The organism is Pseudomonas sp. W2Oct36 (assembly GCF_041060465.1).
Classification (GTDB): domain Bacteria; phylum Pseudomonadota; class Gammaproteobacteria; order Pseudomonadales; family Pseudomonadaceae; genus Aquipseudomonas; species Aquipseudomonas graminis_B.
In genome coordinates, this window is sequence record NZ_JAUERW010000003.1 from 164550 (window position 1) to 179331 (window position 14782).

The 14782-nt window shown below is 60.1% G+C and carries 14 protein-coding genes; 6 read left to right on the plus strand and 8 right to left on the minus strand.

Annotation, left to right across the window (positions count from 1 at the left end; genetic code table 11):
• Positions 1–41: 41 nt before the first annotated feature.
• From pcaF to pcaR, 4 genes are all read right to left on the minus strand, one after another.
• Positions 42–1244, minus strand: coding sequence for a 3-oxoadipyl-CoA thiolase (gene pcaF / locus QWI18_RS06090; RefSeq protein WP_369318424.1), 1203 nt, complete (start codon positions 1242–1244; stop codon positions 42–44).
• Entirely contained in the window at positions 1241–2020 is a 780-nt protein-coding gene (locus QWI18_RS06095; RefSeq protein ID WP_192132827.1) for a CoA-transferase subunit beta, read from the minus strand. The genes pcaF and QWI18_RS06095 overlap by 4 nt, the downstream gene beginning before the upstream one ends.
• Positions 2017–2877 carry a CoA transferase subunit A gene (locus QWI18_RS06100; RefSeq protein ID WP_369318425.1) on the minus strand — a complete coding sequence of 287 codons (861 nt, stop codon included), beginning with the start codon at positions 2875–2877 and terminating at the stop codon, positions 2017–2019. Before QWI18_RS06100 ends, QWI18_RS06095 begins: the two co-directional genes overlap by 4 nt.
• A gap of 168 nt (positions 2878–3045) precedes the next feature.
• Positions 3046–3888, minus strand: coding sequence for a pca regulon transcriptional regulator PcaR (gene pcaR, locus QWI18_RS06105; RefSeq protein ID WP_065993181.1), 843 nt, complete (start codon positions 3886–3888; stop codon positions 3046–3048).
• Positions 3889–4707: 819 nt separating this feature from the next.
• On the opposite strand from pcaR, the gene QWI18_RS06110 reads away from it, so the two are divergent.
• Together QWI18_RS06110 and QWI18_RS06115 are read left to right on the plus strand one after the other, a co-directional pair.
• Positions 4708–4905 carry a hypothetical protein gene (locus QWI18_RS06110; RefSeq protein ID WP_037014498.1) on the plus strand — a complete coding sequence of 66 codons (198 nt, stop codon included), beginning with the start codon at positions 4708–4710 and terminating at the stop codon, positions 4903–4905.
• A 244-nt stretch (positions 4906–5149) separates the two neighbouring features.
• Positions 5150–6622 (plus strand): inorganic phosphate transporter, encoded by a 1473-nt coding sequence (locus QWI18_RS06115; RefSeq protein WP_065992277.1) that lies wholly within the window; start codon positions 5150–5152, stop codon positions 6620–6622.
• A 104-nt stretch (positions 6623–6726) separates the two neighbouring features.
• Here the strand turns inward: QWI18_RS06115 and QWI18_RS06120 are convergent, their stop codons facing one another.
• Entirely contained in the window at positions 6727–8217 is a 1491-nt protein-coding gene (locus QWI18_RS06120; protein ID WP_369318426.1) for a helicase HerA-like domain-containing protein, read from the minus strand.
• A gap of 224 nt (positions 8218–8441) precedes the next feature.
• Between QWI18_RS06120 and QWI18_RS06125 the strand changes: the two genes are divergently transcribed.
• The 3 genes from QWI18_RS06125 to QWI18_RS06135 are packed head-to-tail and all read left to right on the plus strand — an operon-like array spanning position 8442 to position 11318.
• On the plus strand, positions 8442–9554 hold the full coding sequence (locus QWI18_RS06125) for a glycosyltransferase family 4 protein (RefSeq protein WP_369318427.1): 1113 nt from the start codon (positions 8442–8444) through the stop codon (positions 9552–9554).
• A complete protein-coding gene (locus tag QWI18_RS06130; protein WP_369318428.1) occupies positions 9547–10326 on the plus strand; it encodes a DUF2334 domain-containing protein in 780 nt (259 codons plus the stop codon). The genes QWI18_RS06125 and QWI18_RS06130 overlap by 8 nt, the downstream gene beginning before the upstream one ends.
• Positions 10323–11318 carry a lysylphosphatidylglycerol synthase transmembrane domain-containing protein gene (locus tag QWI18_RS06135; protein WP_083233245.1) on the plus strand — a complete coding sequence of 332 codons (996 nt, stop codon included), beginning with the start codon at positions 10323–10325 and terminating at the stop codon, positions 11316–11318. Before QWI18_RS06130 ends, QWI18_RS06135 begins: the two co-directional genes overlap by 4 nt.
• On the opposite strand, the gene QWI18_RS06140 is transcribed toward QWI18_RS06135, so the two are convergent.
• Together QWI18_RS06140 and purU are read right to left on the minus strand one after the other, a co-directional pair.
• Positions 11295–11483: a hypothetical protein gene (locus QWI18_RS06140; RefSeq protein WP_192132823.1), complete on the minus strand. Its 189-nt coding sequence runs from the start codon at positions 11481–11483 to the stop codon at positions 11295–11297. The genes QWI18_RS06135 and QWI18_RS06140 overlap by 24 nt on opposite strands.
• A 104-nt stretch (positions 11484–11587) precedes the next feature.
• Positions 11588–12439 (minus strand): formyltetrahydrofolate deformylase, encoded by an 852-nt coding sequence (gene purU, locus QWI18_RS06145; protein WP_369318429.1) that lies wholly within the window; start codon positions 12437–12439, stop codon positions 11588–11590.
• A 346-nt stretch (positions 12440–12785) separates the two neighbouring features.
• Here purU and mvaT point away from each other — a divergent pair, with 346 nt between their 5' ends.
• Positions 12786–13163 (plus strand): histone-like nucleoid-structuring protein MvaT, encoded by a 378-nt coding sequence (mvaT, locus tag QWI18_RS06150; protein ID WP_065992265.1) that lies wholly within the window; start codon positions 12786–12788, stop codon positions 13161–13163.
• Between the two features lie 101 nt (positions 13164–13264).
• On the opposite strand, the gene sbcB is transcribed toward mvaT, so the two are convergent.
• The gene (gene sbcB, locus QWI18_RS06155) at positions 13265–14695 is read right to left on the minus strand and encodes an exodeoxyribonuclease I (protein WP_369318430.1); all 1431 of its coding nucleotides are present in this window, start codon (positions 14693–14695) and stop codon (positions 13265–13267) included.
• Between the last annotated feature and the right edge of the window lie 87 nt (positions 14696–14782).

Below are 14782 nucleotides of genomic sequence, written 5' to 3' on the forward strand. Positions count from 1 at the left end.
AGCAACCGATGACTCGGGTGGCTGAGTTGCGGGACTGCCGTTTAGCGCGCTATCGCGAGGGCCAGCCCCTGCCCCACACCGACGCACATTGTTGCCAGCGCTTTGCTGCCGCCGGTTTTCTCCAATTGATGCAAGGCCGTCAGCACCAGACGCGCGCCGCTCATGCCCAGCGGATGCCCCAGCGAGATCGAGCCACCGTTGGGATTGACCTTCGGCGAGTCGTCGGCGATACCCAGCTCACGCATGACCGCCAAGCCTTGGCTGGCGAAGGCCTCGTTGAGTTCGATGACGTCGAAATCACTGACCGCCATCCCCAGCCGTCCAAGCAGTTTGCGCACCGCCGGCACCGGGCCGATGCCCATGACGCGTGGCTCCACGCCGGCACTGGCCATGCCCAACACGCGGGCGCGGGGCGTCAGGACGTGTTTCTTCACGGCTTCGGCGGACGCCAGAATCATCGCCGCCGCGCCGTCGTTCAGCCCCGCTGCGTTGCCGGCCGTGACCGTTTTGCCGGGGCCGTTGACCGGCTTGAGCTTGCTGAGTGCCTCAAGGCTGGTGTCGGCACGGGGGTGCTCGTCGGTGTCGACGACGGTCTCGCCTTTCTTGTGGGCGACCCACACGGGCACGATTTCTTCGGCGAAGAAGCCCGCAGCCTGAGCCGCCGCCGTGCGTTGCTGGCTGCGCAGGGCGAACGCATCCTGATCCTCCCGGGAGATGCCGAAATCCTCAGCGACGTTGTCGCCGGTCTGCGGCATGGTCTCAACGCCGTACCGGTCCTTCATCTGCGGATTGACGAAACGCCAGCCCAGGGTGGTGTCTTCCAGCTTTTGGGTGCGGCCGAATGCCGTGTCGGCCTTGCCCATCACGAACGGCGCGCGTGACATGGACTCGACGCCGCCGGCGATGGCCAGCTCCATTTCACCGCAGGCGATAGCGCGGAACGCAGAACCCACCGCGTCCAGGCCCGAAGCGCACAGGCGATTGACGGTCACGCCCGGCACGCTCGCCGGCAACCCCGCCAACAGCGCCGCCATACGGGCGACGTTACGGTTGTCCTCACCGGCCTGATTGGCGCAGCCAAGGAACACTTCGTCCAGCTCATCCCAGTTGACCGATGGGTTGCGCGCCATCAGGGCCTTGATCGGCAACGCTGCCAGATCATCCGCCCGAACGCTCGCCAGGGCGCCACCAAAACGGCCAATGGGGGTACGAATCGCGTCACAGATAAAGACGTCACGCATCATGCTTCTCCCGGCGTTTGACCATGGGCGGCAGCGGTCCGCGCTTCCAGATCACGCAGCGCGTTCAGTTCGTACTCACTTGGCGCATCGGAATTCGCGACGGTGTCGGCAAAACGCACGTCCCAACCGGTGGCGGCGATCACCTGCTCGCGGGTCACGCCCGGGTGCAGCGTGGTCACGACGAATTCGTGGGTGCCCGCTTCCGGCTCCATGATGCACAGGTCAGTGATGATGCCAACCGGCCCGGCCCCCGGCAGGCCGAGGCGTTTGCGCGAGTCGCCACCTTCGCCGTGGCCGACCGAAGTCAGGAAGTCCAGCTTATTGACGAAGGTCCGCGGCGACTGTTTGAGGATGATCAGCACTTCTTTGACCGACCCGGCGATCTCCGGCGCGCCCCCCGCCCCCGGCAGGCGCACTTTCGGGTGGTGGTAGTCGCCGACCACCGTTGTGTTGATATTGCCGAACCGGTCGACCTGAGCCGCGCCGAGAAACCCGACATCGACCCGACCGCCCTGCAGCCAGTAACGGAAGATTTCGCTGGTGGACACCACGGTGTCAGCGGTTTCCGCCAGTTCGCCGTCACCGATGGACAGCGGCAGCACATCAGGCTTGGCACCGATGGGCCCTGATTCATAAATCAGCACCACGTCAGGCGATGACGTCAGGCGCGCCAGATTGGCCGCTTTGGAGGGCAGACCAATGCCGACAAAGCACACGGCGCCATTTTTCAACCGACGTGCGGCGGCGACGGTCATCATTTCGCTGGTGGAATAGGTCATTGGGTAGCCTCCGCCACGTGGGCCAGCTTGTGCTTGAACTCACCGAAGTCGCGGGTGCCATGGATGTATTCGTCAATCCAGGCGGTAAACGCCTCACGGTCGCGGGCGATGGCGTCCCACGCCTGATAGAAACGGTTGTCGCGTTCGTAGTAGCCGTGGGCGTAGGAAGGATGAGCGCCGCCGGGCACAAGGCAGACAGCGCTGAGCGCCCAGGTTGGCAGCACGCAAGCGTTCATCGGTGCTTTGAGGTCATCGACGATTTCCTCGACCGTGACGATGCAGCGCCTGGCCGCCAACGCTGCCTCTTTCTGCACGCCAAGGATGCCCCACAGCAGCACGTTACCTTTGCGATCGGCTTTTTGAGCATGGATAACGGTGACGTCAGGACGTGCCGCCGGCACCGCCGCCAGCACTTCGCCGGTGAATGGGCAGGTGACTGACTTGATCAGCGGGTTGACCTTCGGCAAGTCGGAGCCGGCATACGCACGCAGCACCGCGAAAGGCAGGCCCGACGCCCCCGCCACGTAGGCGTTGGCAAGGTCGGCATGGCTGTGTTCTTCAATCTCCAGGGGTTGCGGCCATTGCCGTTCGACCGCATCGCGAAGCCGATGCAACGAGCCGACGCCCGGATTGCCGCCCCACGAGAAAATCAGCCGTTTCGCACAGCCTGCGCCGATCAATTGGTCATAGATCAAGTCGGGGGTCATGCGCACCAGGGTGAGGTCTTTCTTCTTCTGGCGAATGAGCTCATGTCCGGCCGCGGTAGGAATCAGGTGGGTGAAGCCTTCCAGCGCAACGGTGTCGCCATCGTTGACGAATTGCGTCACCGCTTCGTGAAGGGAAAGAATTGCAGCCATGAGGTGCTCCAGGTTCACACTTGGTTACCGTGTCTCGACAGAGGCGGCGTTGCAAATGAGGTTATGCCTGGGGCCGGAGCGGAACAATCCGATAATCGACTAAGTGTTCGATCACCGAACGGAGAGTGGTGATTGCGATCCGGCTGGGTGTGTCCGGCCCTTTAAGCATCAGGTAAAGAGCTGCGTGCTGAGGTCACGGCTGGCATCCAGCATGATGGGCAAGAACTTCTGCTCCAGCTCGTTACGCGTTACCCGACCGGCGCTGGTGCTGACATTCAGCGCCGCGAGCACCTGACCCGAGGCGTCGTAGACCGGCACCGCGATGGAACGCAAACCCTGCTCGAGTTCCTGGTCGACAATACACCAGCCCTGTTGCCGCACTTGCTGCAGGCATTCGAGCAAGGCTTCGGGAGTGCGCAAGGTGCGGCTGGTTTTGGGTTGCAGGTCGACATGGTCGAGGTATTCCTGCAACGACACATCGTCCAGCGCCGCCAGCAGGATTCTGCCCATGGACGTGCAGTACGCCGGCAAACGCCCACCCACTGCCAGGTCCACGGAGATCAATCGCTGAGTCGTGGCGGAGCGGGCTATATAAAGAATGTCGTCGCCTTCCAGTGTGGCCATGTTGCAGGCCTCGTGCAGCTGATCACTCATGCGATCCAGATACGGCTGCGACGAGACCGCCAGGGGAGTCGAGGACAAATAGGCATGGCCGAGGGTCAGCACTTTCGGCAGCAGCGAGTACGTGCGGCCGTCAGTGGTGGCGTAACCCAGCTTGATCAGTGTGTGCAGGCAGCGACGAACTGCTGCTCTGGGGATTTCCGTGCGGTGGCTGATCTGCGCGATGGTCAGGTGCCGCTTGCGCTCTTGAAATGCATGGATGACGGCCAACCCTCGCGCCAGAGAGGTCATGAAGTCAGGATCACCGGTGAGCGCCTGAATCCTTTTAGCGGGGGACGCAACAATCGGCGGCGCAAGTGACGTGAAAGAATTACGCAATTGATCGTTCATGCTGGCACCGTTCGTCGTGGCCGCAAAAGCCTTGTAGAACGCCACTCTCGCCTGTTTTGGAACCCACGGCAAGCCAGCTTTGTGCGATTATCGAACGAGTGGGCGATAATCGCAATTGACCGGCCGTACGGTTGCTTATACCTTTCACCTGCCATATGAGGCTTCTTTGGATTACTGGTCAGGTACCCACTGAGAAGTCCCAGGCACGGCCTTGCTAACCCAAGGCCGTTTTTGTCTCTGCCTTTCGCATTTATCTGTAAGCGTATAAATACACATCGGCTGTTCGCGGTTTCATAACCCGTGAATTTACGTCGCCAGAAAACTGCCTGTAGCGTTAAACAATTGACTCGCCAAGTTACGTCATAAATCGGACTGGGCAACTTAGGAACCTTCGTACATCAAAAAGGTATAAATCCTCAGTTGTCCGACTGCGACAGTCTCGACAGTTGACTCGCCTGCGCATCTTCGCGATAGTGGCCGTCATTGAGGCCCAATACCGCTACCGCGCTGTTTAATCCACCGCCTTATCCGGCATGGATCCAAACTCACGCAGGCATTGCTCGACTCGATCGCAATGTTCAGCGACGGCAGGCCAATACCTTGGTCATTTGCCATCCTGCAGGCAATCAATAAAGAATGTTGCTACGACAGTTTTTTCATTCTGGTGCACGTAGCCGCCCTTGCTTGAAGTGTTAATCATCCTGCGCAGCGCCCCTGCCCGATGAGTATTCCTGATCCGATACATTGCGATCGTCAGGTGCGACACTTCCAGACTCGGCGTCATCACCGGGATTACATTCGACTCGATCAGGTATTAACGTGACCAAAGATGAACTGCGCGCAGAACTAGAGCGCCAGGAACAACGTTACAAAGAAGTGTACGGCGGCGAAGTGACAACATACGCCGCCCAGCCCGAGCCAGAGCGCAAGCCCTGGCGCAAACGGGCCAGCCTGCTTGACCAGGCGTTCAAGCAAGAGCTGCAGAAGATGGAAGAAGAACTCAAGGAAGAGCCTTGAGTCGCCCGCTTGCCGGTCGCTGACTCAAACAGCCGACGGCAAGCGTTTCAAGTGCCTTAACGCCAGGTTTTACAGACTCGTCTATGGTTCAGGGATGCTTCGCACGCTCCTTCACGACAGGAAGTCAACGGGCTGGCAGGACAGAAATTTCGTCGCAGGCTGCTACCAATGAGCAGCGCGCCTATCGCGCAGTTTTTTTTCTGTCATAATCCCGCCCCCTTAAGACCGGGTCAGAAAACCTTCCATGATCGATTTATTCAGCGGACTGGATGCTTGGGTGATTGTGAGCTTGTTGCTCGCCCTGGCGTTTGTCCTCACCTTCGAGTTCATCAACGGCTTTCATGACACCGCCAACGCGGTGGCGACAGTCATTTACACCAAGGCCATGCCGCCTCATCTGGCGGTATTTTTCTCGGGTGTGTTCAATTTTCTCGGGGTGCTCCTGGGTGGCGTCGGCGTGGCGTATGCCATCGTCCATCTGCTGCCGGTCGAGTTGTTGATCAACGTCAACACCGGTCACGGTCTGGCCATGGTGTTTTCGCTGCTGGCGGCGGCCATTACCTGGAACCTCGGCACCTGGTATTTTGGTATCCCGGCATCCAGCTCCCACACGCTGATCGGGTCGATTCTGGGTGTAGGCCTGGCCAATGCGCTGATCAATAACATTCCGCTGGGCGAAGGCGTTAACTGGCAAAAAGCGATCGATATCGGCGCTTCGCTGGTGTTCTCGCCATTGGCCGGCTTCATCGTGGCAGGTCTGGTACTGCTGGGGCTCAAGGCCTGGCGTCCCCTGTCCAAAATGCACAAGACCCCGGAACAGCGCCGCAAGCTCGACGACAAAAAGCATCCTCCTTTCTGGAATCGCCTGGTTCTGGTGATTTCGGCGATGGCGGTGAGCTTTGTTCACGGCTCCAACGATGGTCAGAAAGGCATCGGCCTGATCATGCTGGTGCTGATCGGTATCGTCCCGGCGCAGTTCGTGCTCGACCTGAGCACCACGACCTACCAGATCGAACGCACCCGAGACGCGACCCAGCACCTGAGCCAGTTTTACCAGCGCAATAACGCGACGCTGGGCGAGTACCTGGCATTGGGCAAATCGGCGGCCGGCGACCTGCCCGAGCGTTTCAGCTGCAACCCTGAGCAAACCGAGCCGACCATTGATGCGCTGTTGAGCAACCTCAAGGGCGTCAACGACTACCACAGCCTCGCACCAGAGCGTCGCATTGAAGTGCGTCGCTACTTGCTGTGCCTGGACGACACGGCACGCAAAGTCGGCAAGCTGCCGGCCCTGGATGCCCGTGAAAAATCGGATCTGGAGAAACTGCGCAAGGACCTGACCGCGACCACTGAATACGCGCCGTTCTGGGTCATCTTCGCCGTTGCATTGGCGCTGGGCATCGGCACCATGGTCGGCTGGAAACGCGTCGTGTTGACCATCGGAGAGAAGATCGGCAAGCAAGGCATGACCTACGCTCAGGGCATGTCTGCACAGATCACCACCGCGAGCGCCATCGCGCTGGCCAACGTATTCAGCCTGCCGGTTTCAACGACTCACATCCTGTCGTCCGGCGTCGCCGGGACCATGGTGGCGAACAAAAGCGGCCTGCAGGGCGGGACAGTTCGCAACATTCTGCTGGCATGGGTTTTGACACTGCCCGCCACTGTCGCGCTGTCGGCAGGCTTGTTCTGGCTGGCGTCCAAAGCGCTGGCCTGACCTGACTGCACCGGCCGTTCTGAAAAAGCCCATTCATTGAATGGGCTTTTTTGTGGGCGCTGGATCAAATGCGCATTCATCGGAATGAGCCGGCGCGCGAAGGCCTAGCGGCGTTTTTTACTACCCCCGAGCAAAGATCCCATCAATCCCCGCACCAGTTCGCGACCGATCTGGGTGGCGGCCTGGCGCATCGCACTTTTGACCGCCTGCCCCGCCAGCCCGCCCAGAAATCCACCGGCCATGTCGGCAAAGCCGCCTTCTGACTTCTCCTCAGCGGCAGGTTTGTGTGCGGGATCTACCGATGCACCTTTGCGCGCCAGCAGCATTTCATACGCCGATTCGCGATCCACGGGTTTGTCGTAGCGACCGGCCAGTGGCGACCGGGCGATCAGCGCGGCGCGTTCGGCCTGGGTCAACGGCCCAATGCGAGATTGCGGCGGCGCGACCAGCACACGCTGGACGATCTCGGGCGTGCCCTTTTCCTGCAGCGTGCCCACCAGCGCCTCGCCGATGCCCAACTCCGTCAGCACCGAGAGCGCATCAAACTCGGGATTGGGGCGAAAACCGTCCGCAACGGCTTTCAGCGATCGTTGCTCCTTGCTGGTGAACGCGCGCAGGCCGTGCTGAATGCGCAAACCGAGCTGCGCCAGAATGGAGTCCGGCAGATCCCCCGGCGACTGAGTGACGAAATACACGCCAACGCCTTTCGAGCGAATCAGCCGCACCACTTGTTCCAGCCGCTCCTGCAGCGCTTTCGGCGTATCCGCAAACAGCAAATGCGCCTCGTCGAAGAACAGCGCCAGCAAGGGTTTATCGGCATCGCCGCGCTCGGGCAACTGCTCGAACAGCTCCGCCAGCAGCCACAGCAGGAAGGTGGCATAGACCTTCGGCGACTCGTGCACCAGCCGGCTGGCATCAAGCAGATGAATTTGCCCGCGGCCGTCGCTTGCGGGCTGCAGAAGGTCTTCCAGCTGCAGCGCCGGCTCGCCAAACAGCGCCTCCGCGCCCTGCTGCTCAAGGACCGCCAGTCGACGTAACAGCGCCTGACTCGAGCCTGTGGTCATCAAGGCGCTGTCATCGCCGAGCACGTCGGGGTTGTCACGCAGATGGTTGAGCAGCGCTTTGAGGTCCTTGATGTCCAGCAACAACAGACCTTCCCGATCCGCCACCTTGAATGCGGCGTAGAGCGCCGACTGCTGGCTGTCCGTCAATTCCAGCAAACTTCCCAGCAGCAGCGGCCCCATTTCCGACAGGGTCGTGCGCAACGGATGGCCCGTTTTACCGTGCACATCCCACAGCGTCACCGGATAACCCTGAGGTTTATGGTGCAACCAGGGCATGCCGGCGATGCGCTCGGCGATCTTGCCTTGGGGCTCACCCGCAGCACCGAGCCCGCAGAGATCACCCTTGATGTCCGCCGCGAACACCGCCACGCCAGCATCGCTGAACACCTCCGCCAGACGCTGCAAGGTGACGGTTTTCCCGGTACCGGTCGCGCCGGCCACCAATCCGTGACGATTGGCCAGACGCATCGCCTGCCCGACCGGCTGGCCCGTCAGGTCAGCGCCAATAAAAATCTGTTGTGAGTCAGGCATTCGTTCACCCAAGCGTCGCATTTGATATTCCCGAGGGACTGGGGCGACAGCCCGACTGGACCGGCGCCGCTGATCAGCCCTCAGGCCACCTCCCTACTCTAGCGCAAGCGGCGTAACGCTCGTCCATTGGCCTAGGCTCAGGCATGGGTGCGACGTTCTGCAACCGAACATCTGTATGTGTGGACGGTCAACCAGAAGGACCGATCAATGGACGGAGGCATCCTGTGCATATCGCTGACATGACCATGTTCTACGCCCCTGCCAGCGGTGGCGTGCGCACGTATCTGGACGCCAAACACCGTCGCCTCGCGCTTTACCCGGGCGTGCGCCACAGCCTGCTGATTCCCGGGCCGCAAAGCAGTCATGAGGACGGCGTGTACCGGGTGCCGGCGCCGCCCGTGCCTTTTGGCAACGGCTATCGGTTCCCGCTGCGCGTCGGTCCCTGGCGAGCTGCCCTGCGAAGCCTGCGGCCGGACCTCATTGAAGTCGGCGATCCTTACCTGACGGCCTGGGCGGCACTGGATGCCCGGCGCCAACTGGACGTGCCGGTGATTGGCTTCTACCACTCCGATTTGCCGCTGCTGGTGAGCAACCGCATCGGCACCTGGCTGGGCGCCAACGTCGAGAATTACGTGAGCAAGCTCTACGGCAACTTTGACCGGGTGCTGGCGCCGAGCGCCGCGATGGCGGAGAAGCTGACCCGCCTGGGTGTGAAGAACGTTCATGTGCAGCCGTTGGGGGTTGATCTGCAGACGTTTCATCCCTCTCGCCGAGATTCGGGCCTCAAGGCCGAACTGGGCCTGACAGAAGAAACACACCTGCTTATCTTCGCCGGCCGTGGGTCGAAAGAGAAAAACCTGACCGTTCTCCTCGATTGCATGAAGGCGCTGGGCGCCGGATATCACCTGTTGCTGGTGGGCTCCCATATGCCAACCAGCGTGCCGACAAACGTGACGGTTGTGGATAAATTCCGCCCTGCCGCCGAGGTCTCGCGTCTGCTGGCAAGCGCTGATGCGCTAGTGCATGCCGGGGATCAGGAGACCTTCGGCCTGGTGGTGATCGAAGCCATGGCCAGCGGGATCCCGGTGGTCGCGGTGGATGCCGGTGCGTTCGGCGAAATCATCCCAGAGCACTGCGGCCTGCTGTGCGAACCCAATCACCCGCTGGCCATGGCGGTCGCCGTGCGTCAGTTGTTTGCCGAGAATGCGGCACGCCGAGGCGCGAATGCGCGGCGTCATGTCGAGGGGCACTACGCGTGGGACACCGTCGTCGCCGGCTTGCTCGGCCATTACCACGCAGTGCTCGGCGCCCACCAGCCGGGGTATGCCCATGGCTGATCACTTGGCGAACACGCCACGCAGCGTCATGCTGGTCCTTCACGACGTGGCACCCCAGACCTGGCCGGATTATCGCCCGTTTGTGGAAGCCGTCGATGCGCTGGGAAACGTGCCCATTACCTGGCTGGTGGTGCCGGACTTCCACAAGCACGACCCGATCGATGCCAACCCGGATTTCCAGCGGTTGATGCACGACCGTCTTGCACGGGGCGATGAACTGGCGCTGCACGGGTATTACCATTGCGACGACAGCCCTGCCCCGCGCACGCCGCAGGACTTTTTCATGCGCCGCATTTACACCTGGGAAGGCGAGTTCTACACCCTCAACGAGCAGCAGGCGATGGAGCGACTCGAAGCCGGCATGGAAGTGTTCCGGCGCAAAGACTGGCCGCTTCACGGGTTCGTTGCACCGGCCTGGCTGATGAGCGAAGGCACGCGCGATGCCCTGCGAAAATTGCCGTTGGACTACACAAGTGATGCCCAACACTTGTATCGTCTGCCGGACTTTTCCGAGATCGATGCACCCGGCATCGTCTGGAGCGCTCGCAGCGCCTGGCGCCGGGGCGTATCAAAAATCGTCAGCAACCACCGTGAGGCTCAATTGCACAACGCCGCAACTATTCGTCTGGGTCTGCACCCTGTGGACATGCGCCACGACTTCTCCCGTCTTTATTGGCTGCAAGCCCTGGAGCGCCTGCTGAACGACGGCCGCACGCCGACGAGCAAATTTGCCTGGTTACAGGGCCTGAATGCCGCCAGGTCTGCGGCGTGAGGCGACTTGGCTGGCTTGCAGCAGCACTGATACTCGCCCTGCTGATTCCGTTTTTCATGGGCGGGGCGGACATGTTTCATCGCCTGCGCAACTTCCCGGTAATGCTCCTGATCGGCATGTTCGGCATGGTATTGGTGGGCTGGTGCATGAACACCATGCGCCTGCGCCTGTTACTCGGCGACGCCGCCACTGGGCTCGGCATGCGCAAGAGCCTTGCCGTGGTCATGGCGACCGAGTTTGCCTACTGCGCGACACCCGGTGGCAGCGGCGCGCCTCTGACGCTGGTGGCACTGCTCTCGCGCAGTGGCATCGGCCCGGCGAAGAGCACAGCGGCTTTCGCCACTGACCAGTTGATGGATCTGGTGTTTTTCCTGCTCGCACTGATCGGCATCCTTATTTACGCGGTGTTCCACCAGCTCAGCGAAAACCTTGAATGGATGCTCATTGCCAGCGCCCTGCTGATCGGCGCCGGGCTTTGCGCCTGCGCCGGTTTCGCGCGGTATCACCGACGCATCATTCTGTTCAACGGTCGGGTGCTCAAACGTCTGAAACGCAAGAACACCACGCGTATTCGCTGGGCGCGCAAGCTGTTGCATTTTCGCGACGCGCTGGCGGAAACCTGGAAGATGCCCCATCGCATACTGCTGCAAGTGTTTGCGCTGACCTGCGTGCACTGGAGTCTGCGTTACAGCGTGCTGTACCTGGCGTTGCAAGGGTTGGGCGTGAATATCGACTGGGCGTGGACGTTTCTGGTGCAGATGCTCTCGCTGAGCGCCGGGCAGTTCAGCCTCTCGCCGGGCGGTGCGGGAGCTGCGGAGTTGACGTCGGCGGCCTTGTTGGCGCCGATGATGGGCAAGTCGACGGCAGCGGCGGCGATCCTTATCTGGCGGATCGTCACCTATTACTTCTATCTGGTCGCAGGCGGTCCGGTGTTTCTGTTGATGGTCGGGCGCCCACTTTTAAACAAGCTACTGCGGATCAAGACTGTCTGATTCGTTTTGCTGTTTGGCAGACGTCAGTTCTTTCCATAACGCTTGCGCCCCCTCGAAGTCCGTGCCGTCTTCCGGCGACATTGCGTCGACGTCGTAACGGCTCAGGCACCCCTCGCCAAGGGTCGGCGGGGCTTTGGATGTGGCTTTGTCGAGGGGGTCGCTCATGTTGTTCCGCCTGTCTCGCCGCAGAAGCCTGAGTGTTCGCACACCATCATGGTGAAGTGAGCCGCTGAAACTTCAGCGGGCTCCCCAAACCGCTTAGACACTGCTCAATCAAAGACCACTGTCTTGTTGTCATGCACCAGCACGCGGTCTTCCAAGTGCGCGCGCAGCCCGCGAGCGAGCACCATTTTCTCCACGTCGCGACCGAAACGCACCATGTTCTCGATGCTGTCGCGATGGCTTACGCGCACCACGTCCTGCTCGATAATCGGACCGGCGTCCAGTTCTTCAGTCACATAGTGGCAAGTAGCACCGATCAGTTTCACGCCGCGCAGCGACGCTTGGTGATACGGCTTGGCGCCGACAAACGAAGGCAGGAAGCTGTGGTGAATATTGATGACCTGATGCGCGTATTCCCGGCACAGTTGCGGCGGCAGAATCTGCATGTAACGCGCCAGCACAACAACGTCGGCTTCGTGTTGTTTGACCAGACGCGAGACTTCGGCGAACGCCGGCTCTTTGTCTTTCGGATCAACCGGCACATGGTAATAAGGAATGTTGTGCCACTCGACCATGCTCCGCAGGTCCTGGTGGTTGGAAATCACGCAGGCGATTTCGCAGTGCAATTCATCGCTGTGCCAGCGGTGCAACAGGTCGGCCAGGCAGTGGGATTCCCGGCTTGCCATGAGCACGACGCGTTTTTTCTGCGCGGAATCGGTAATCCGCCAGTCCATCGAAAACTCTTCGGCGATAGGCGCAAAGGCTTGGCGGAAACCTTCGAGGTCGAAAGGCAGGGAATCGGCGCGGATTTCATGCCGCATGAAAAACCAGCCGCTGAGACTGTCAGAGTGATGACTCGCTTCGGTAATCCAGCCGTTGTGCGAGGCCAGAAAGTTACTGACCTTGGCAACGATACCGACACGGTCCGGGCAAGCAATCACCAGACGAAAAGTGCGCATGTGAAAAACTCCAGAACTTCGCAAAGGCCGCCATTCTAGCGATTACCTGAGGACTGTGCAGTACCCGTATGCCGCTCATTTCAGGCGGCAAAAAAGCGCACCCTGCGGGGGTTAATGCATAAGTGCCAGACCGGTTCATCGGCGACGGAAATTCGACGCCAGATACTTCGCTGGAACTGCACCATGAGGGGCGTTCTATAACGCAACATGTGTATCTAAATCGAGCGTATGTCTGCGGCTATTTCAAAATGCTACGGATAAAACTTTTCTTAAATGTTTACTTGCGCAAACACTCTGATTATTATGCGCCCATCGCATCTTGCCCATCACAACATAGGTAACCCCCATGTCATTGATCAACGAATACCGCGCAACAGAAGAAGCCATCAAAGAATTGCAAGCCCGCCTGCAAAACCTGCAACAAGACGACAAACTGCAGAAAGAACTTGAGTTCGAAGGCAAACTGCGCACGTTGATGGGCGAATATCAGAAATCCCTGCGCGACATCATCGCGCTGTTGGATCCAGAGTCCAAAATGAAGGCGCCACGTGGCGCTGCTGTAAAGCCGGTTGGCACCAAGCGCGCTCGCAAGGTCAAGCAATACAAGAACCCGCACAACGGTGAAATCATCGAAACCAAAGGCGGCAACCACAAGACGTTGAAAGAGTGGAAAGCCAAGTGGGGCGGCGACGAGGTTGAAGGCTGGGCAACTCTGCTGGGTTAATTCCCGGGTGTAGAGTCAGTCGTCGCACTGAAACGTCCGACCCCAAAAAAACGCCAGCTGATGCTGGCGTTTTTTATTGCCTGCCATTAATCCAGCCTGGCTTAAAGCGCCAGACGCTGTTTCAACATCAGAGAGTATTCCTGCCATTGAGCGAGCACCTTGAGTTGCTCGGGCGTGGCCTTCAGTGAGAGCTCGATCAGCGCACGGCTGAATGCCTTGAGCGTATTCGGCGCGCCGGCCTGAGGGTCGCTCAGGCGCAACTGACAAAACGCCAGCCAGCGCTGTTGCTCTGCAACGCTCAGGGTTTCAGCAAAGTTGCGGGCGCGATAGCGGAATAACAACTCGGGCAGTCGGTGATCATCGAACGGCCAGACATCGGTAGCCAGTTGCTGCGGCTCGGCAGTTCGCACCTGCTCGCAGAGACGACGGTCCCGGTCATTGATGAAGCCATCGTATAACTGCTGTTCCGGATCTTCACTGGCAGCGAAGTTGTCGTTGGCGTACACGCTTTTCAACTTGTCCTGCCAGATCGTCTGCCCTTCATTCAATGCGGCGACGCGCGTTTTATAAACACTCATGTCCAATTGCAGACGCTGACGGTCCTCCTCACGAAGCACGCTCAGCGGGGCAATGACCGGGCATTTATTTACATGCAGCAATTTGAGCGGGACCGGCAACTGGCCTTCGAGCAGATCTTCGCGACGGGTATATAGACGCTGACGCAAGGTCTCGCCGTCTTCGTCCAGCAGCGGGCTGTGGTCATGGAACAGGTCACAGACAATCAATGCATTTCGGTTGACCGGATGCCAGGCCAGCGGGAGTACAACGCTCACATAACTTCGCGCCGCGGAAAACCGACCCGATATATGCACAAGCGGCTGCATCAACCGAATCTGATCCTGCACCTTGTGCTTGAAGCGCAACTCAAAAAGATAATCGTAAAGTTTGGGTTGTTTATCGCGAACCAGGCGCGCCAGTGCGATGGTCGCGCGGACGTCGGAGAGCGCGTCGTGGGCCTGACCATGGTCGATCCCGTTGGCCGCCGTCAGCCGCTCGAGTTTCAGCGTGACCCGGCCCTCTTCTTCCGGCCAGACAATGCCTTCGGGGCGTAATGCGTAAGCCGTGCGGACCACGTCGATCAGGTCCCAGCGGCTGTTACCGCTCTGCCACTCGCGGGCGTAAGGATCGAAGAAGTTTCGGTAAAGGCTGTAGCGGGTCATCTCATCGTCAAATCGCAACGTGTTGTATCCCGCGCTGCAGGTGCCAGGGAGTGACATCTCTGCGTGCAATCGCGTCATGAAATCCGCTTCACACAGGCCCTTTTCCGCAAGCCGGTCAGGCGTAATGCCCGTCACCAGACACGCGGCCGGATGGGGCAGGATGTCATCGCCGGGCTGGCAATAGAGGTTGATCGGTTCGCCGATCTCGTTGAGCTGATCGTCCGTACGAATGCCCGCCACTTGCAGCGGCCGGTCGTTGCGTGGATTGATCCCGGTGGTTTCGTAGTCGTACCAGAAGATGCTGGAAGTCACGGGCTGATCCTGAGCAAAAGACCGGGCGAGTTTATCAGATGCCTTTGGGCGTCTGACGCCAGCGGATGCACACCACCGCTTGGGATA